Source organism: Streptomyces sp. NPDC033131 (assembly GCF_055578365.1).
Genome location: NZ_JBVIPA010000022.1, coordinates 116593 through 132393, shown reverse-complemented (window position 1 = coordinate 132393; position 15801 = coordinate 116593). Strand labels below are relative to the sequence as shown.

The following is a 15801-nucleotide window of genomic DNA, read 5'->3' as shown; positions in this document are numbered from 1 at the left end:
GCCCAGGAGAATGACCCGTGACCCTTGCGATCGTCCCGTCCGAGACGTCCCCCGTGCCCCTGTCCGACCTAGTGGCGCGGGACGCGCGCGAGTTCGGCGTCTACGCGCGGACGGGAGGCTGGGCCTTCGGTCTGATGGTGGCGCGCAGCGTCCGGCCCGGCGGCCAGGGCGCGGACGAGACGCCGAAGGTGTCGGCGAAGGAGTTCGCCGAACTCGCGGGCTGCTCGCCCGAGCGCGTCATGCGCTACTACAAGGCGTGGGACCGGGCCGCCGACGACGGCCTCGTCCCGCATTTCGAGGCGCTGGCACCGGGCCAGGAGGTGGACCTGCCGGACGCGGACGTGTGGCTCGGCTACTACGTCTCCCGCAGCAGCGCGACCTCCGAGCGCGGTACGGCCATCGCGGAGGCCGCCGAGGCCGAGGGCATCCGCCCGACCAAGGCGCTGGAGGTCGCCGAGAACCCGACCGCGCTGCGGGCCGCGATCCTCGCCGACCCCTCCACCGCCCGCGCGGCCCGCAGCGCACTCCTCGACCGGATGCGGGAAGACCCCGAACTGCAGGCCGAGTTGGCGCGTGACGTCGTCCGCACCGACGACCTCAAGAAGGCCGTCGCCACCGAGAGCCGGTCCGCCGACCGGATCGGGTACGTGCGCCAGATCGCCGAGTCCGGGCAGGTCAAGACCCCCGCCGGGCAGACCATCGACGCGCCCGTCGACCTGCGCCAGGAGGCCGAGCGGCATCTGTCCCTCCTGGACGAACTGGAGGAGGACGAGGACACCGGCGAGTGGGCGACCGAGGCGTACGACACCATGAAGTCGCTCGTCGTCGAGGCCGTGGAGGCCGACCCCGAACTGCGCGTCCAGGAACGGCGGACGAAGTTCTACAGCAGCCTGCAGAAGGCCACCCGGGTGTTCGAGGAACTCACCTTCGACGACGCCCAGGACTTCTACGAGGACGACATGGTCCAGCGGCTGGAGGATCTCCAGAACGCCATCGCCACGGCCATCACGGCCCTTCGCGGGGCCCGGGGGAATCACCCGGAAGGCTGAGCATCTTGTGCGGGACGGGGGTACTAGAGGGCTCTACGACTGTTCCTTCCGGAGGCCCCCTCGTGAACTCCTTCGTGCACAAGACCCTCGTCGTGCAGCTCCAGACGGGCGGCACGGAGCGTTTCCCCGTGCTCGCCCATCTGAGTTACGACACGACGGATCCGTTCGCCGTCACCGTGGTGTTCAGCCATGACGGCCGGGTCCTGGCGCGGTGGCGGCTGGACCGGGAGATGCTCATGGCCGGACTGAGCCGCCAGGTCGGGGTGGGCGACGTCCGCATGGGTCCCGTCTCGACCGGGGTGTGGGAGGAGCTGTGCATGGAGTTCCTCGGGGACGCCCGGCCCGACGGGGGCCGCCAGCGTGCGGTGGTCTTCGCGTGGGCCCCGGCCATCGCGACCTTCCTGCGGGAGACCCGCGAGGTCGTGGCGCCGGGACGGGAAGAGGTCCGGATCGACGACTTCCTGCAGGAGGTCATCGCGGGCGGCTGACCCGTGCGCCCGAGTCGGCCGGTGCCGCTCGGGCGTACGGGTCGGCCGGCGTTCACTGCGTCGTGTGGCGGCGCCGGGTCAGCAGCGGTACGACGAACCAGCACACCAGGTACCAGGCGACCACGCCCGCGACCAGCCAGGGGACGTACCCGTCGTGGGTCGCGACCCGCAGGATCAGCAGGAGCGCGGCCGTCATGGTGGCGAGCAGCAGCACCAGGCCGACGAACGTCAGCCGGGAGGCCGCCTCGACCGCCTGCGGCTTGACCCTGCGCCCGGACACCAGGCGGTGCAGGGAGACCGGGCCGATGAGGGCGCCGGTGGCGGCGGCGCCCAGGACGACGGTCACGATGTAGATGGTCTTGTCCGTGTCCGTCAGATCCGCGTACTTCGGGGTGAACACGACGGTGAGCAGGAAGCCGAACAGGATCTGCACGCCCGTCTGGGCGACCCTGACTTCCTGGATGAGTTCCGCCCACTTCCTGTCGGCTCTCTCCTCCTCGGTCTCGTTGCGTCCCGTCTTGTGCCTGGCTGTTTCACCTTCGGTGCCCGACAAGCTTCCTCCCCGCCGATCGAACCGCGCTACGTCCTGAGCACCGTGTTCCCTGTTTCGCGCGTTTCTGACCGACCGTCCGCCTGTGGCGGGTATCGAGAGAAACGGGACGTGACGGAACGTGTTTGCGATGGAGTCGAACGGCAATGCGGATCCCATGACGGAATCGGACAAGGACACGAGCAAGAAGACAGCAACCGCTTCGGCCGCCGCCTCCAAGGCCCGGCAGACCGCGGACAAGGCGACGGCCCCGGCCACGGGGACCGCCCGGGCCGCGGCCACGAAGACCGACGAGGCGGCGTCGGCCGCGAAGGGCGGCGCGCAGCGGGCGGCCGACGCGACGAGCGCGGCCGCACACACCGCGGCCAAGAGCGTCGAAGTGAGCCGCCAGGCGATCGTCTCGGCGTCGGGACAGGTCGCGGCCGGCGCGAAGACGGCATGGACGGTGCTCAGCCACCGCAAGCTGGTCGCAGCGGGTCTCGGTGCCGGCCTGACCGCACTGGGCGCCGCGTCCTTCGCGGCGGGCCGCCGGGCGGAGCGCCACACCTACGGTCCGGTCACCCGCCTGACCGGCGGCCGCATCTGAGCCGCGTCTGTGAGGGGGCGGCTCTCTCGGAGGGCCGCCCCCTTCACGGCCGGCTCTTCCCGATGGGCCGCACCCCGGAGGAGCAACACCCCCCGAAGGGCCGCACCCCGAAGGAGCAGCACCCCCCGAAGGGCCGCACCCCGAAGGAGCAGCACCCCCCGAAGGGCCGCACCCCGGAGAAGCAGTCACCCCCCGAAGGGCCGCACCCCGAAGGAGCAGCACCCCCCGAAGGGCCGCACCCCGAAGGAGCAGCACCCCCCGATGGGCCGCACCCCGAAGGAGCAGCACCCCCCGAAGGGCCGCACCCCGAAGGAGCAGCACCCCCCGAAGGGCCGCACCCCGAAGGAGCAGCACCCCCTCAAGGTGCTCCGCCTGGAGATCGTCTCCGCTGCGGACGGCTCCACTCCGGAGACGACCGGGCCCCCTGAGGTGCGTCTCCTCTCGGCGTCGGTGACGCCTTGGGAGGATGACCACAGCTGCAGGCCGGTCACCCGCCTGCCCGGCACCCGCATCGGGCGCCGGCAGCACGCGCCTGAAGGCCGCCCGGCCGAGGAACGGCGCCCTCCGAGGGCCCGCCCTTCTCGAAGGGGAGCCCTTCTGCCTGTGTCGGGGCGGCCGCGGCAGGGGCCGTTTCAGCGATCACCGGGCGGTTACACGGAGCACGAGCGGCCCGCGGACGCGCGGTGCACCCGCATCAGCCGTCCCGTCCGCCCCCGACGCCGACCATTCGAGGAGTCCCGTTGACCACGCCCGGCACCGAACTCACTGTCACACTCTCCGGCGGGAGCGCCGACGACGCGCAGAAGGTCGTACGCGCCCTGGAGCCCGCTTTCGGCGCCCCCGACGAGCTGCCGACCGACACGAACGCCACGGTCCACACGGCCACGTTCGCCGCCGGCGGGGCAGGGCCCTCTCAGGGGAGCGTCGGACATCTGTCCGCGCCGGTCACGGTCACCGTGCAGGGCACGCCGGAAGCCGTCGAGAAGGCGAGCGACACCCTGGCCCGCGCCTTCTCCGCGCAGGACCAGGGAATCTCGTCGGGCGACCAGGAGCAGGAACGCCAGCTGCTCCTCACCCCCTGACCGGACCGGCGGCGGGGAACCTACCAGCGGCCTTCCACCTGGTCCTTGATCCGCCGGTCGTACAGTTCGCGGATCGCGGTGAGCGTCGGCTCCGGCAGCTCGGGCAGCTTCGCGGCGGCCGCGTTGGCGCGGGCCTGCTCGGGCGAGCGGGCGCCGGGGATCACGCTGGTCACGCCGGGCTGCTGCACGATCCAGCGCAGCGCCAACTGGGCCGGGGTGTACCCCTCGGGGGTGAGCGCGGCGAACTCGGCGGCCGCCTCGACGCCGGTCGCGTAGTCCACGCCGGAGAAGGTCTCGCCCTGGTCGAAGGACTCGCCGTGCCGGTTGTAGGTGCGGTGGTCGTTCTCGGGGAAGACGGTGTCCTTGGTGTACTTGCCGGACAGCAGGCCCGAGGCGAGCGGGACGCGGGCGATGATGCCGACGCCGGCCTCCCGGGCCGCGGGCAGCACCTCGACGAGGGGCTTCATGCGCAACGGGTTCAGGATGATCTGGACGCTGGCCACGCCCGGCCGGGCGATCGCGGTCAGCGCCTCCTGGCAGGTCTCGACGCTGACGCCGTAGGCGGCGACACGCTCCTCCTCGACCAGGGTGTCCAGGGCGTCGAACACCTCGTCCGTGGAGTAGACGGGCGTGGGCGGGCAGTGCAGCTGGACCAGGTCGAGGCGGTCGACGCCGAGGTTGCGCCGGGAACGGTCGTTCCACGCCCGGAAGTTGTCCAGGACGTAGTTCTCCGGGATCTGGTCGACGCGGCGGCCCATCTTCGTCGCGACCAGCACGTGCAGGTCAGGCCGGCCGCTCAGGAAGGCGGCGATGGTCTGCTCGCTGCGCCCGTCGCCGTACACGTCGGCCGTGTCGAAGAAGGTGACCCCCGACTCTGCCGCCGCCTCCAGAACCGTGAGGGCTTCCTTGTCGTCGACGTCACCCCAGTCCGCACCCAGCTGCCAGGTGCCGAGACCGATGACGGATGCGTGCTGCTGCGACCTGTCGAATGTGCGCTCGTCCATGGCGTCAGTCTGTCACCCGCGGCCACCCCGCGCGGAACCGGCCGCTCCGGCCCGCCACCCGTGCATCTTTCACCCGAACGAGTGATTGAATCAGATGGAAGGCATGCACGTGTCAACCGGCGCCTAGCGTGACCATGTGACTGATCGTTCAGTAGGCAACTGCTCATCGCAAGACTCGTCCTGGACCCGGCGCGGCTTCCTCCGCTCCGCCGCCGCCCTGGCCGCCGTACCCGTCCTGGTGGCCGCCGATCCGGCGGTCGCGGCCGAGGAGTTGCCGGACTTCCCGGCCGGCGTCGCCCTCTACCGCTCGGCGTACCGGAACTGGGTCGGCGAGATCACCGCCGACGGACTGTGGGCCTGCGCGCCGGAGGACGGCCGGCAGGCGGTCGCCGTCGTCAACTGGGCCCGGCTGCACGGCTGGACGGTACGCGCCCGGGGTTCCTCGCACGGCTGGTCGCCGCTGACCGTCACGGAGGGGACGGCGACGGACGCACGGGTCCTTCTCGTCGACACCGCCTCCCATCTCACCGGCCTGGCCCTGGAGTCCGCCTCCTCCGTCCGGGCCGGTACGGGCGTCACGCTGGAGGCGCTGCTCACCTACCTGGAGGGGCACGGCCTCGGTGTCACGGCCGCGCCCGCTCCCGGCGACCTCACGCTCGGCGGAGCGCTGGCCGTCGACGCGCACGGCACCGCCGTACCGGCCGAGGGCGAACGGCGGCTGCCCGGGCAGACCTACGGCTCGCTGAGCAATCGGGTGCTGTCGCTGACGGCGGTGGTGTGGGACGAGGACAGCGGTGCCTACGTGCTGCGGACGTTCCGCCGCGACGAGGACGACTGCGCCGCGCTCCTCACCCATCTCGGGCGGGCCCTGGTCACCGAGGTGGTGCTGCGGGTGGGGGCGAACACCAATTTGCGGTGTGTGAGCCGGGTGGACATCCCGGCGGGCGAGCTGTTCGCGGCACCCGGGCAGGACGGCCGGACGTTCGCGAGCTTCCTGGAGGAGTCCGGGCGGGTGGAGGCGATCTGGTTCGCCTTCACGGAGTTCCCGTGGCTGAAGGTGTGGAGCGTCTCCCCCACCAGACCGCTCACCTCGCGGCGCGTGACGTCGCCGTACAACTACCCGTTCTCCGACAACGTCCCAAGGCCCGTGGCGGACCTGGCCGGGCGGATGGTCTCGGACGCGGCCTGGTATCTGGCGCCGGTGCTCGGCAACGCGCAGTACGACGCGGCGGCGCTCGGGCTTGTGGCCACACTGTCCGCCGACATCTGGGGACCCAGCAAGAACACGCTGCTGTATCTGAAGCCCACCACGCTCCGGGTGACCGCGAACGGGTACGCGGTGCTCACCTCCCGGGACCAGGTGCAGCGTGTCGTCGCCGAGTTCACCTCCTACTACCGGGAGCGGCTGACGGCGTACGCGGCCCGTGGCCGCTATCCCGTGAACGGCACCGTCGAGATCCGGGTGACCGGTCTCGACGACCCGGTCGAGGCCGAACTGGACGGTGCCCGTGCCCCGCTGCTGTCGGCGCTGCGGCCGAGCGAGGAGCATCCCGAATGGGACACGGCCGTCTGGCTGGACGTGCTGACGCTGCCGGGCACGCCGTACGCCGAGATGTTCCTGCGCGAGCTCGAACGGTTCCTGCTGGCCACCTATGACGGCGGGCACGCTCTCACCCGGGTCGAGTGGTCCAAGGGGTGGGCGTACACGGACGAGGCCGTGTGGAGCGACGAGGAGGTGCTGGGGTCGGTCGTGCCCGCCTCGTTCGGCGAGAGCGTCTGGGGGCAGGCGGCCGGCACTCTGGACCGGCTCGACCCGCACCGCGTCTTCGGGAACGGCTTCCTCGACCGGCTGTTCCGATGAGGCTCCGCGGCGGGGTCACTCGCGCGACGCCAGCGCCCTCGCGTGCACGGTCCGCGCCACCTTGGGGCCGAGCCAGCGCTTGAACCGGCGCAGTGCCTCCAGTTGTCCGGCGGCCCTGTCGATCCGGTAGTACAGCTGGGGCGGGACGTACGGCAGCAGGGGCGAGTGGCGCTGGCCGAGCAGGGCGAACATCTGGTCCGGGGGCAGATGGATGTAGCGCGGCAGGTTCTCGTACCACCGGGCGCTGTAGCGGGCCGCGCTCTGGACGGACAGGAGCTCGGACTTGCGTCGCCGCTCGTAGTGGGTGAGGGCGTGCGGGAGAGACGAGTGGCCGCCGAGGGCGTCGGCCAGGGCGACGGCGTCCTCCAGGGCGAGGGTGGTGCCGGCGCCGACGGAGTAGTGCGTGCTGTGGGCCGCGTCGCCGAGCAGGACGACGTTGTCGCGGTGCCAGGTGCGGTGGGTCAGGGTGCGGAAGTTCAGCCACCGGGCGCCGGCCCCGCCCGCGGAGCGCCCGATCAGGGGGTGGCCGTCCAGTACGTGGGCGAAGAGCTTTTCCAGGAGGGCCACGCCGTCGGACTCGTCCGCCTCGTCGAGGCCGAGACCGGTCCAGGTCTCGGGTCCGCACTCGACGACACAGGTGCTGTGCTCGGGGCCGAAGGCGTAGCCGTAACACCAGATCCAGCCGTGGTCGGTCTCGACGAACGCGAAGGTGAAGGCGTCGAAGACCTTGGTGGTGCCGAGCCAGATGTACCTGTTGCGGCCGGTGCTGACCTGTGAACCGAAGTGGTCGGCATGACCGGTGCGGAGCGCGCTGTGCACACCGTCGGCCGCCACCACCAGGTCGGCGTCGGGGAGGTTGTCCTCGGTGATCTCGCGTTCGAACTCCAGCCGGACCCCCAGGGAACGGGCGCGGTCGGCGAGGATCTCCAGCAGGCGGTGGCGGCCGATGCCGAAGGCCTCGTCGCCCTTGTGCCGGGTCGCCAGATCCCGTACGTGGGCGACGCCTTCGCTCCAGCGGACCGAGTGCTCCTCCAGGGCGCGGGCCGACTCGGGGTCGCACTCCTGGAGTCTGTCCAGCAGCCCACGCCAATAGGTCACGCCCCAGCCGTAGGTCGAGCCCTCCGGGTCGCGTTCGTGGACGGTGATGTCGTGGGACGGGTCCCGTCGTTTCAGCAGGATCGAGAGATACAGGCCGGCGGGCCCGCCGCCGACGCAGGCGACCTTCACACACACCCCTAGAAATTACCCAAAGTTGTCAATGGGCAACGCAGAGTAGCAGGTCACGGGTCCGGCACCGGCTGACGCCGACGTGCGGGGTTTGCTCCGCAGGTCACGGGTACTCGCGCCCTTCAACCCGACGAGACGAAGGAGGCGATGACCTGTGTCGCAGGTCGAGGAATCCATCGAGGTCGGTGTCCCCGTGCACACGGCCTACAACCAGTGGACCCAGTTCGAGACGTTCCCCGAGTTCATGAACGGTGTGGAGCGCATCGAGCAGCGCACGGACACGCTCACGCACTGGGTGACCAGCGTGAACGGCGTGAACCGGGAGTTCGACGCGGAGATCACCGAGCAGATCCCGGACGAGCGGGTCGCCTGGACCACGATCGGCGGCGAGGCCAAGCAGGCCGGTGCGGTGACGTTCCACCGGCTCGACGACCAGCACACCAGGGTGATGCTCCAGATGGACTTCCATCCGGACAGCCTCACCGAGAAGGTCGGCGACAAGCTCGGGTTCGTGAAGCGGCAGACCAAGGGTGACCTGGAGCGCTTCAAGAAGTTCATCGAGGAGCGCGGACAGGAGACCGGGGAATGGCGCGGCGCGGTGCTGTGACCGCCGCCGGGCGCTATCCGGCTGCCGCCGTGCGGCACTCCGGATGGCCCCAGCCCTGATCGTTCTTGGCGATGGGTTCCCCGGCCGCGTACGAGCGTCCGCAGACGCAGCGGCCGGGGAACTTCGCCTTGATGGTCCGTGCCGAGCCGCCGCTCCCGCCGGACGCCTTGGTACCGCCTGACCGCTTGCGCGGAGTGCGGGCCGCAGGCGCGTCCGGCGCGGGCGGCGGCTCCGGCGAACCGAGACCACTGCCCGCGGGCTCCTGCACGATCGCCACCTGGCTCGCGGCGCGGTCGGCGAAGTCGTTGAGCGGGTCGCCGTCGACCTGGTGAGCCGGCACATAGCGGAACTCGACCGAGCGGCCCTCCAGCAGTTCGTCGATACGAACGACGAGGTCCTGGTTGGCGACCGGTTTGCCGGCGGAGGTCTTCCAGCCGTTGCGCTTCCAGCCGGGCAGCCAGGTGGTGACGGCTTTCATCGCGTACTGCGAGTCCATCCGGATCTCGATCGGTACGTTCGGGTCCGTCGAGGCCAACAGGCGTTCCAGGGCGGTCAGTTCGGCGACGTTGTTGGTGGCCTTGCCGAGCGGCCCCGCCTCCCAGCGGGCCGGGGACTCCGCATCGTCCGCGACCACCCACGCCCAGGCCGCCGGTCCCGGATTTCCCTTCGAAGCCCCGTCGCACGCGGCCACCACACGTTCACGCATGCGCTCGATCATGCCATGGCCGCGCGGGGCGTCCGGACGCCGTTCAGGACACGTCCGAGACCTGGGGCATCTCTCCCGAAGTGGTCGTGACGTCGATCACCGAGAAGTTCGCGCCCTGCGGGTCGCTGAGGGCGGCGAAACGCCCGAACGGGCTGTCCATCGGGCCGAACCGGAGAACGCCGCCGAGCTTGGTGGCTTTGGCGACGGCGTCGTCACAGTCCTCGACGGAGAAGTAGACGTTGATGTACGGCGGCACCTCGGGCGGGAACTCGTCCGTCATCTTCATGCGGCCGAGGACGGTGTTGCCGTCGACCTCGAACAGGCGGAAGTCGACCCCGTCGTCCTGCATCTGCTTCGCGGTGTACGGGAAGACGGCCGGGAAGAACACGTCCGACTTCTCGGACTCACGTGTGAAGATCTCGGCCCAGCAGAACGCGCCGGCCTGCTCGGGCGGCGCCTCGAACCCCTCGTGGACGCCGGCCTGCCACACGCCGAAGACGACTCCGCTCGGGTCGCGGCCCAGGCACATGGTGCCGAAGTCACCGACCTGCATCGGCTCCATCACCACCTCGCCGCCGTTCTCACGGATCTTGCCGGCGGTGGCCGCGGCGTCCGGCGACGCGAAGTACAGGCACCACTGCGACTGCCCCTCCTGGCCGGGCATCGGCGGTACGACGGCGGCGACGGCCTTGCCGTCCACATAGGCCTGGGTGTAGTTGCCGTACTCCGACGACGTCTCGCCGAAGGTCCAGCCCAGGACGTCGCCGTAGAAGCTCTTGGCTCCCTCGACGTCGCTGAACATCGCATCGGCCCAACAGGGTGTTCCCTCAGGTTGTACGGCCATGTCCGCGGCCCTCTCCGACTCGGTGGGTGGTCCGTTTCCGGTGGTCCGCTTCCTCACGCTAGCCATCTGTCCGCCCGGCCGCGCGTCGAACGGTCCGGTCCCCTTCGCAGCGTCAAGGAGGACCGGCTTCGGTCAGGCCGCGTGCACGGCGGCGTCGTCCACGGTCGTGGTCTTGGCCGGTCCCAGGTCTTCCGCCCCGAGCCCGGCTGTGCTTGCCTGGGGAGCCGTTTCGCCGGCCGGGGCGGGAGTTGTCGCATGCGCAGGGTGTGGGTCGTGGGGGTACTGCTCGTCGGGCTGCTGCTCGGTGCGTGCACGGATCCGTCGTCCGGTCCGGAGGACGCTTTGCCCTCCCCCGACGTACCGGCCTCGTCCCCGTCCACCGAGTACCGGCGGCCGGCCGCCTCGCCGCGTGCCCCGGCCAAGGCGCCCACCGTGCTGTACCTCGGCGACTCCCTCGCGATGGAGAACCAGCGGGTGCTCGGGCAGGAACTGGAACGTGACCTGGACGCGAAGTACACGAGTGCCCCCTATTCGGGAACCACGGTGTGCGACTACCTGGAGGGCACGAAGGCGCGGTCGCTCGTACCGGACCGGGACAAGGCGGCCGTCCTGGTGCGGTCGCTGCGCCCGGACATCGTGGTCCTGCAGTTCTGGGGCAACGCCTGGGGCTACACCTGGTGCATGGACGGCATCACGCACAACGCCTCACCCACCGAGTACTTCGAGCGGTACACGGCCGACGTGAAGCGGCTCACCGAGCAGATCGCGGCGGCCGGCGGACCGAAGCGGCCGAGGATCGTGTGGGTGCTGCAGGGCCCGGACCCGATGACCCCCGACCGGGTCCGGCGCGTGAACGGCATCTACCAGGAGCGGGCCGCCGCCTCGGGCGACCTCGTCGCCGACGCCGGCAGGACGGTCAGCCCCGCCGGTGCCCGCCAGACCTGGGTCCAGTACCTGCCGTGCACCGCCTACGAGCACGACCACCCGGACTACTGCACCCAGCCCGGCCGGGACCGCACCGCCCTCCACCTCGACAAGGACCCCCTGCACTTCTGCCTGGCCCCCACGACGGCCACGCCGAAGCCCTGCCCGGTCCGCTCCCCCGGCATCCTGCGCATCGCCCGGGAGATCACGCGGGTGGTCGGCGAGAGCCTCCGCGAATAGGGGTCACCCGCCCGCGGCCGCCTTCTCCAGGGCCGCGATGTCGATCTTGCCCATCTCCATCATGGCCTGGGTGGCGCGGGCCGCCTTCTCCCGGTCCGGGTCGGTGGTCAGCTCGATGAGGCGGTCGGGGACGACCTGCCAGGACAGGCCGTACCTGTCTTTCAGCCAGCCGCAGGGGCCGGGCTCGCCGCCGCCCTCGGTGAGTTTGGTCCAGTAGTGGTCGACCTCCTCCTGGGTCTGGCAGAAGATCACGAAGGAGATCGCCTCGGTGAACGTGAACTGGGGGCCGCCGTTGAGCGCGAGGAACTTGTGGCCGTTGGCCGTGAACTCGACGGTCAGGACGCTGCCGGCAGGCTGGGGCGCGCCCTCGGGGTAGCGCGCGATCTTGCCGACGCTGGAGTTCTTGAAGACCGAGACGTAGTAGTGGGCGGCCTCTTCGGCCTGGCCGTCGAACCAGAGACACGTGGTGAGTCCGTCGGTGGTCATGCGTACCTCCTGGGCGCGTGGAACACGGTCACCTGTATCGACCGACCCTCGCCCCGGAACTCATCGGTCGCAGGCCCCACTAATCCAGGTGGCCTCTACACCGTTCGGAACTAGCATCGCGGCCATGACGTCATCGCCCGACCCCAGAGGCATCCAGCCCTTCCGCATCGACATCCCGCAGAGCGATCTCGACGATCTGCACGACCGTCTCGACCGCACCCGCTGGCCGGACGAGCTGCCGGGGGTGGGCTGGGCGTACGGCGTCCCGTCGGACTACCTGCGTGAGCTGGTGCGCCACTGGCGGCACGAGTACGACTGGCGGGCGGCCGAGGCGCGGCTGAACGCGTGGCCGCAGTTCACCACCGAGATCGACGGCGCGCACGTCCACTTCGCGCACATCCGCTCCCCCGAGCCCGACGCCACCCCGCTCGTCATCACGCACGGCTGGCCGGGTTCGATCGTCGAATTCCTCGACATCGCCGGGCCGCTGACGGACCCGGCCGCACACGGCGGTGACCCCGCCGACGCCTTCCACCTCGTGCTCCCGAGCATTCCCGGCTTCGGGTTCTCCGGGCCCACCCGGGAGACCGGCTGGGAGGCGCGTCGGATCGCCGACGCCTGGGTCGAGCTGATGACCCGCCTCGGCTACGAACGCTTCGGGGCGCAGGGCGGCGACTGGGGGGCCGCCGTCTCCCGCGAGCTGGGCCGCGCGCACCCGGACCGCGTCATCGGCATCCACCTCAACCTGCTGCCCGGCGCACAGGCGGCCACCGAGCCGACCTCCGAGGAGCTGGCGGCGCTGAGCCCCGGGGAACGGGAGCGCACGCTCACCTCGTGGCGCCGGTGGGCCGAGTGGTTCCGGGACGGGACGGGCTACTTCCACGTGCAGTCCACCCGGCCACAGACCCTCTCGTACGCGCTGGCGGACTCGCCGGTCGGCCAACTCGCCTGGATCGTCGAGAAGTTCCGGGAGTGGACGGACTCCGAGGAGCTTCCCGAGGAGGCCGTCGACCGGGACCTGATGCTGACGAACGTGATGCTGTACTGGCTGACGGGGACGGCGGGTTCGTCCGCCCGGGTCTACTACGAGCGGGCGCACGCCCGAGGGGAGCGGATCGCCGCTCCGGGCGAACCCTCGACCGCTCCGACCGCGGTGGCGTCCTTCCCTGGCGACCCGCAGATCCCGCTGCGCCACAAGGCGGAGCTGACGGAGAACATCGTGCGATGGACGGAGCTCGACCGGGGCGGACACTTCGCGGCCATGGAGGAGCCCGACTTGCTGGTGGACGATGTGCGCGGCTTCTTCCGGCAAATGCGCGAGAAGGGTGTGGGCTGACGCGGGAGGGCTGACCGCCCGCTCCGGCCCTCTGCTCGCAGCGAATCTGCCACGGGCAGAGAATCAGCGTCCCGGCACCGTCCGCGGTCAAGAGTGGAGTCGCCGGCATCCCCGCCACCACGAGGAGAACCGATGACTCCACTCACCGCGCTCGCGCCCCGGGCCGGGGAGGGCGACACCCCTCCCTCCCGCTTCGACGACCACCTCGCCGCCCAACTGCTCGGACAGCGCATCGTCCTGCTGGGCACCCAGGTCGACGAGGTCTCCGCGAACCGGATCTGCGCCCAGCTGCTGATCCTGTCCGCGGAGGACCCGCGCACCGACATCAGCCTGTACGTCAACAGCCCGGGCGGGTCCGTGCACGCGGGCCTCGCCATCTACGACACCATGCGGCTCATCCCGAACGACGTCTCCACGCTCGCGATGGGCTTCGCCGCGAGCATGGGCCAGTTCCTGCTCAGTGTGGGCGCGCCCGGCAAGCGCTACGCGCTCCCCAACGCGCGGATCATGATGCACCAGCCGTCGGCCGGCATCGGCGGCACCACCGCGGACATCGAGATCCAGGCGGAGAACCTGGAGCACACCAAGCGGACCATCGAGCAGATCACCGCCGAGCACACCGGACAGAGCCCGGAGACGATCTCGCGGGACGGTGACCGCGACCGCTGGTTCACGGCCGAACAGGCCAGGGAGTACGGCATGGTCGACCGGGTCGTGGAGTCCCTCGCGGACGTCCGCCCGGCGGCCTCGAAGCGACGGATGGGGCTGTGACCATGGGGAGCTACACGATTCCGAACGTCGTCGAGCGGACCCCGCAGGGCGAGCGGTCGTACGACGTGTTCAGCCGGCTGCTGTCGGAGCGGATCATCTTCCTCGGCACCGAGATCGACGACGGCGTCGCCAACGTCGTCATCGCCCAACTCCTCCACCTGGAGTCGGCGGCCCCCGACAACGAGATCGCGATCTACATCAACTCCCCCGGCGGATCGTTCACTTCACTGATGGCGATCTACGACACCATGACGTACGTACAGGCGCCGATCTCGACGTTCTGTGTCGGACAGGCGGCCTCCACGGCGGCCGTCCTGCTGGCCGGAGGGGACCCCGGGCGGCGGTTCGTCCTCGAGCACGCGCGGGTGCTGCTCGGGCAGCCGGCCAGCGGGGGACGGCAGGGCACCGTGACCGATCTCGCCCTCCAGGCCAAGGAGATGGTGCGGATCCGCTCCCAGGTGGAGGAGGTCCTGGCCCGCCACACACACCACGACGTCGCGACGCTGCGCGCGGACATGGACCGCGACAAGGTGTTCACCGCCGAGGAGGCTGTGGCGTACGGGCTGGCCGACGAAGTGGTGAGCCGGCGCCTCGTGGCGGTCTGAGGCGCCGGCCGGCGGGGCCGTCAGGCGGCCAGGCAGAGCCCGTTGTACGGCGCGGTCGAGCGGCCGTGGCTCCTGGCGGGCCGGGCCCGCCGGGTGAGCTCGCCCTGCGCCAGCGACAGCAGGTCGCCGAGGCCGAAGCCGAGGGCGTGGGCGGCGGCCGCGAGGACCTCCGAGGAGGCCTCCTTGCGGCCGCGCTCCACCTCCGAGAGGTACGGCATGGAGATCCGGGCCGCGTCGGCGACATCCTTGAGCGTGCGCTCCTGCGCCAGGCGCTCGCGACGCAGGACATCGCCGACCAGGTCACGCCAGAGGGGTTCCCTGGCTGCGGGCTCCGGCGGGGCGGCGGCGGGACGTTCGGACACGGGGCGGGCGGTCCCGGGGCGCGCGGAGGGCGGGCGCAGGGGGATCACGCGGGCTTGGTTCGGCGCTTGGCTGCTCACCTTCTCAGGTTAGGTTTCCCGCGCCTCAGGGGAAGACATCGGCATTCCGCCCTGGGTGGAATCGCGACGGCGAAAGGGCGTGGGTGGGTGCTGCGGGACACGTTCAACGAGGTCGCGGAGTTGTACGACCGGGCGCGTCCCCGCTATCCCCGAGCCCTGGTGGACGAGTTGGCGCGGGTCGCGGGCCTCGGACCGGGCAGCCGGGTCCTGGAGGTGGCGCCGGGGACCGGCCAACTCACTGTTCCGCTCGCCGCGTTCGGCTGCCGGATCACGGCCGTGGAGCTGGGGCCCGCCATGGCGGCCGTGGCCCGACGGCGGCTCCAGGGGTTTCCCCTGGTGGACGTGGAGGTGGCGGACTTCGACCAGTGGCGGCTGCCGCGTGAGCCGTACGACCTGGTGGTCTGCGCCACCGCGTTCCACTGGCTCGACCCGGCCCTGCGCGTACGGAAGCCGGCGGACGCGCTGCGCCCCGGAGGCCGGCTCGCGGTCGTCACCACCGAACATGTGGCGGGCGGCAGCACGGACTTCTTCGCACGGGCCCAGCGCTGCTACGAACGCTGGGATCCGGCCACACCGCCCGGGCTGCGTCTGCAGGACCAGTCGGACATCGCCGGCGACACCGGCGAGCTGGAGCGGGGCGGGCGCTTCGAGAACGTCGTGGCGACCCGGTACCTCCAGGACATCACGTACAGCGCCGACCAGTACATCGACGTACTGCTCACGTATTCGGGCCACCGCGCGCTCGACGAGGCGTCCCGGGAAGGGCTGCTCGCCTGCATCCGGGAACTGATCGAGAGCCGGCACGGCGGCAGCGTCACCAAGCGCTACCTGCACGAGCTGATCGTCGCCACCCGCACCTGAGCGGCGCCACACTCCTCGGTCCCGGTGCCGCCAATTAGCCCATACCGGCCCGTATCGGCGCCCGCGATGCGCCTCGCCACCGAATTTCCGCCGCGGCGCCACAGAAGAAGCATGTGTCGTCACAGCCCGGGTAC

Annotated in this window: 18 protein-coding genes; 11 read left to right on the top strand and 7 right to left on the bottom strand. The window is 71.0% G+C overall.

Going from position 1 to position 15801, the window contains the following annotated elements; translation table 11 throughout:
- Positions 1-17 precede the first annotated feature (17 nt).
- Positions 18-1049: a hypothetical protein gene (locus ACZ5XS_RS26535; RefSeq protein ID WP_468655345.1), complete on the top strand. Its 1032-nt coding sequence runs from the start codon at positions 18-20 to the stop codon at positions 1047-1049.
- 62 nt (positions 1050-1111) lie between these two features.
- Entirely contained in the window at positions 1112-1537 is a 426-nt protein-coding gene (locus ACZ5XS_RS26530) for an SsgA family sporulation/cell division regulator (RefSeq protein ID WP_468655343.1), read from the top strand.
- 52 nt (positions 1538-1589) lie between these two features.
- On the opposite strand, the gene ACZ5XS_RS26525 is transcribed toward ACZ5XS_RS26530, so the two are convergent.
- Positions 1590-2090: a DUF6328 family protein gene (locus tag ACZ5XS_RS26525; RefSeq protein ID WP_468655341.1), complete on the bottom strand. Its 501-nt coding sequence runs from the start codon at positions 2088-2090 to the stop codon at positions 1590-1592.
- Positions 2091-2244: 154 nt separating this feature from the next.
- Between ACZ5XS_RS26525 and ACZ5XS_RS26520 the strand changes: the two genes are divergently transcribed.
- Together ACZ5XS_RS26520 and ACZ5XS_RS26515 are read left to right on the top strand one after the other, a co-directional pair.
- Positions 2245-2673: a hypothetical protein gene (locus ACZ5XS_RS26520; protein WP_468655339.1), complete on the top strand. Its 429-nt coding sequence runs from the start codon at positions 2245-2247 to the stop codon at positions 2671-2673.
- A 740-nt stretch (positions 2674-3413) separates the two neighbouring features.
- A complete protein-coding gene (locus ACZ5XS_RS26515; RefSeq protein ID WP_468655337.1) occupies positions 3414-3755 on the top strand; it encodes a hypothetical protein in 342 nt (113 codons plus the stop codon).
- Positions 3756-3775: 20 nt separating this feature from the next.
- Here ACZ5XS_RS26515 and ACZ5XS_RS26510 read toward each other — a convergent pair whose 3' ends face one another.
- Positions 3776-4759 (bottom strand): aldo/keto reductase, encoded by a 984-nt coding sequence (locus ACZ5XS_RS26510; RefSeq protein WP_468655335.1) that lies wholly within the window; start codon positions 4757-4759, stop codon positions 3776-3778.
- A gap of 136 nt (positions 4760-4895) precedes the next feature.
- On the opposite strand from ACZ5XS_RS26510, the gene ACZ5XS_RS26505 reads away from it, so the two are divergent.
- A complete protein-coding gene (locus ACZ5XS_RS26505; RefSeq protein WP_468655333.1) occupies positions 4896-6620 on the top strand; it encodes a cholesterol oxidase substrate-binding domain-containing protein in 1725 nt (574 codons plus the stop codon).
- Between the two features lie 15 nt (positions 6621-6635).
- Here ACZ5XS_RS26505 and ACZ5XS_RS26500 read toward each other — a convergent pair whose 3' ends face one another.
- Entirely contained in the window at positions 6636-7853 is a 1218-nt protein-coding gene (locus tag ACZ5XS_RS26500; protein WP_468655331.1) for an FAD-dependent monooxygenase, read from the bottom strand.
- A gap of 148 nt (positions 7854-8001) precedes the next feature.
- Between ACZ5XS_RS26500 and ACZ5XS_RS26495 the strand changes: the two genes are divergently transcribed.
- Entirely contained in the window at positions 8002-8454 is a 453-nt protein-coding gene (locus ACZ5XS_RS26495; RefSeq protein WP_468655329.1) for an SRPBCC family protein, read from the top strand.
- Positions 8455-8467: 13 nt separating this feature from the next.
- On the opposite strand, the gene ACZ5XS_RS26490 is transcribed toward ACZ5XS_RS26495, so the two are convergent.
- Together ACZ5XS_RS26490 and ACZ5XS_RS26485 are read right to left on the bottom strand one after the other, a co-directional pair.
- Positions 8468-9172: a ribonuclease H family protein gene (locus ACZ5XS_RS26490; RefSeq protein WP_468655327.1), complete on the bottom strand. Its 705-nt coding sequence runs from the start codon at positions 9170-9172 to the stop codon at positions 8468-8470.
- 31 nt (positions 9173-9203) lie between these two features.
- Positions 9204-10004, bottom strand: a complete 801-nt coding sequence (locus ACZ5XS_RS26485) for a VOC family protein (RefSeq protein ID WP_468655325.1) — start codon at positions 10002-10004, stop codon at positions 9204-9206.
- A 255-nt stretch (positions 10005-10259) separates the two neighbouring features.
- Here ACZ5XS_RS26485 and ACZ5XS_RS26480 point away from each other — a divergent pair, with 255 nt between their 5' ends.
- On the top strand, positions 10260-11168 hold the full coding sequence (locus tag ACZ5XS_RS26480; protein WP_468655323.1) for an SGNH/GDSL hydrolase family protein: 909 nt from the start codon (positions 10260-10262) through the stop codon (positions 11166-11168).
- Between the two features lie 3 nt (positions 11169-11171).
- Here the strand turns inward: ACZ5XS_RS26480 and ACZ5XS_RS26475 are convergent, their stop codons facing one another.
- Positions 11172-11654: a VOC family protein gene (locus ACZ5XS_RS26475; protein ID WP_468655321.1), complete on the bottom strand. Its 483-nt coding sequence runs from the start codon at positions 11652-11654 to the stop codon at positions 11172-11174.
- Between the two features lie 124 nt (positions 11655-11778).
- On the opposite strand from ACZ5XS_RS26475, the gene ACZ5XS_RS26470 reads away from it, so the two are divergent.
- The 3 genes from ACZ5XS_RS26470 to ACZ5XS_RS26460 all read left to right on the top strand — a co-directional run bounded on the left by ACZ5XS_RS26470 (position 11779) and on the right by ACZ5XS_RS26460 (position 14366).
- The gene (locus tag ACZ5XS_RS26470) at positions 11779-12990 is read left to right on the top strand and encodes an epoxide hydrolase family protein (RefSeq protein WP_468655319.1); all 1212 of its coding nucleotides are present in this window, start codon (positions 11779-11781) and stop codon (positions 12988-12990) included.
- Positions 12991-13122: 132 nt separating this feature from the next.
- Positions 13123-13761 carry an ATP-dependent Clp protease proteolytic subunit gene (locus ACZ5XS_RS26465; RefSeq protein WP_468655317.1) on the top strand — a complete coding sequence of 213 codons (639 nt, stop codon included), beginning with the start codon at positions 13123-13125 and terminating at the stop codon, positions 13759-13761.
- Between the two features lie 2 nt (positions 13762-13763).
- Complete coding sequence (locus tag ACZ5XS_RS26460) at positions 13764-14366, top strand: ClpP family protease (protein WP_468655315.1); 603 nt, start codon at positions 13764-13766, stop codon at positions 14364-14366.
- A 20-nt stretch (positions 14367-14386) separates the two neighbouring features.
- Here ACZ5XS_RS26460 and ACZ5XS_RS26455 read toward each other — a convergent pair whose 3' ends face one another.
- Positions 14387-14806: a helix-turn-helix domain-containing protein gene (locus ACZ5XS_RS26455; RefSeq protein WP_468655313.1), complete on the bottom strand. Its 420-nt coding sequence runs from the start codon at positions 14804-14806 to the stop codon at positions 14387-14389.
- An 87-nt stretch (positions 14807-14893) separates the two neighbouring features.
- Between ACZ5XS_RS26455 and ACZ5XS_RS26450 the strand changes: the two genes are divergently transcribed.
- The gene (locus ACZ5XS_RS26450) at positions 14894-15667 is read left to right on the top strand and encodes a class I SAM-dependent methyltransferase (RefSeq protein WP_468655311.1); all 774 of its coding nucleotides are present in this window, start codon (positions 14894-14896) and stop codon (positions 15665-15667) included.
- Positions 15668-15801: the final 134 nt, after the last annotated feature.

Coding starts and splice junctions, on each gene's coding strand:
- ACZ5XS_RS26465 (WP_468655317.1), top strand. CDS start 13,123: ATGACTCCACTCACCGCGCTCGCGCCCCGGGCCGGGGAGGGCGACACC.
- ACZ5XS_RS26510 (WP_468655335.1), bottom strand. CDS start 4,759: ATGGACGAGCGCACATTCGACAGGTCGCAGCAGCACGCATCCGTCATC.
- ACZ5XS_RS26480 (WP_468655323.1), top strand. CDS start 10,260: ATGCGCAGGGTGTGGGTCGTGGGGGTACTGCTCGTCGGGCTGCTGCTC.
- ACZ5XS_RS26485 (WP_468655325.1), bottom strand. CDS start 10,004: ATGGCCGTACAACCTGAGGGAACACCCTGTTGGGCCGATGCGATGTTC.
- ACZ5XS_RS26470 (WP_468655319.1), top strand. CDS start 11,779: ATGACGTCATCGCCCGACCCCAGAGGCATCCAGCCCTTCCGCATCGAC.
- ACZ5XS_RS26490 (WP_468655327.1), bottom strand. CDS start 9,172: ATGATCGAGCGCATGCGTGAACGTGTGGTGGCCGCGTGCGACGGGGCT.
- ACZ5XS_RS26460 (WP_468655315.1), top strand. CDS start 13,764: ATGGGGAGCTACACGATTCCGAACGTCGTCGAGCGGACCCCGCAGGGC.
- ACZ5XS_RS26520 (WP_468655339.1), top strand. CDS start 2,245: ATGACGGAATCGGACAAGGACACGAGCAAGAAGACAGCAACCGCTTCG.
- ACZ5XS_RS26475 (WP_468655321.1), bottom strand. CDS start 11,654: ATGACCACCGACGGACTCACCACGTGTCTCTGGTTCGACGGCCAGGCC.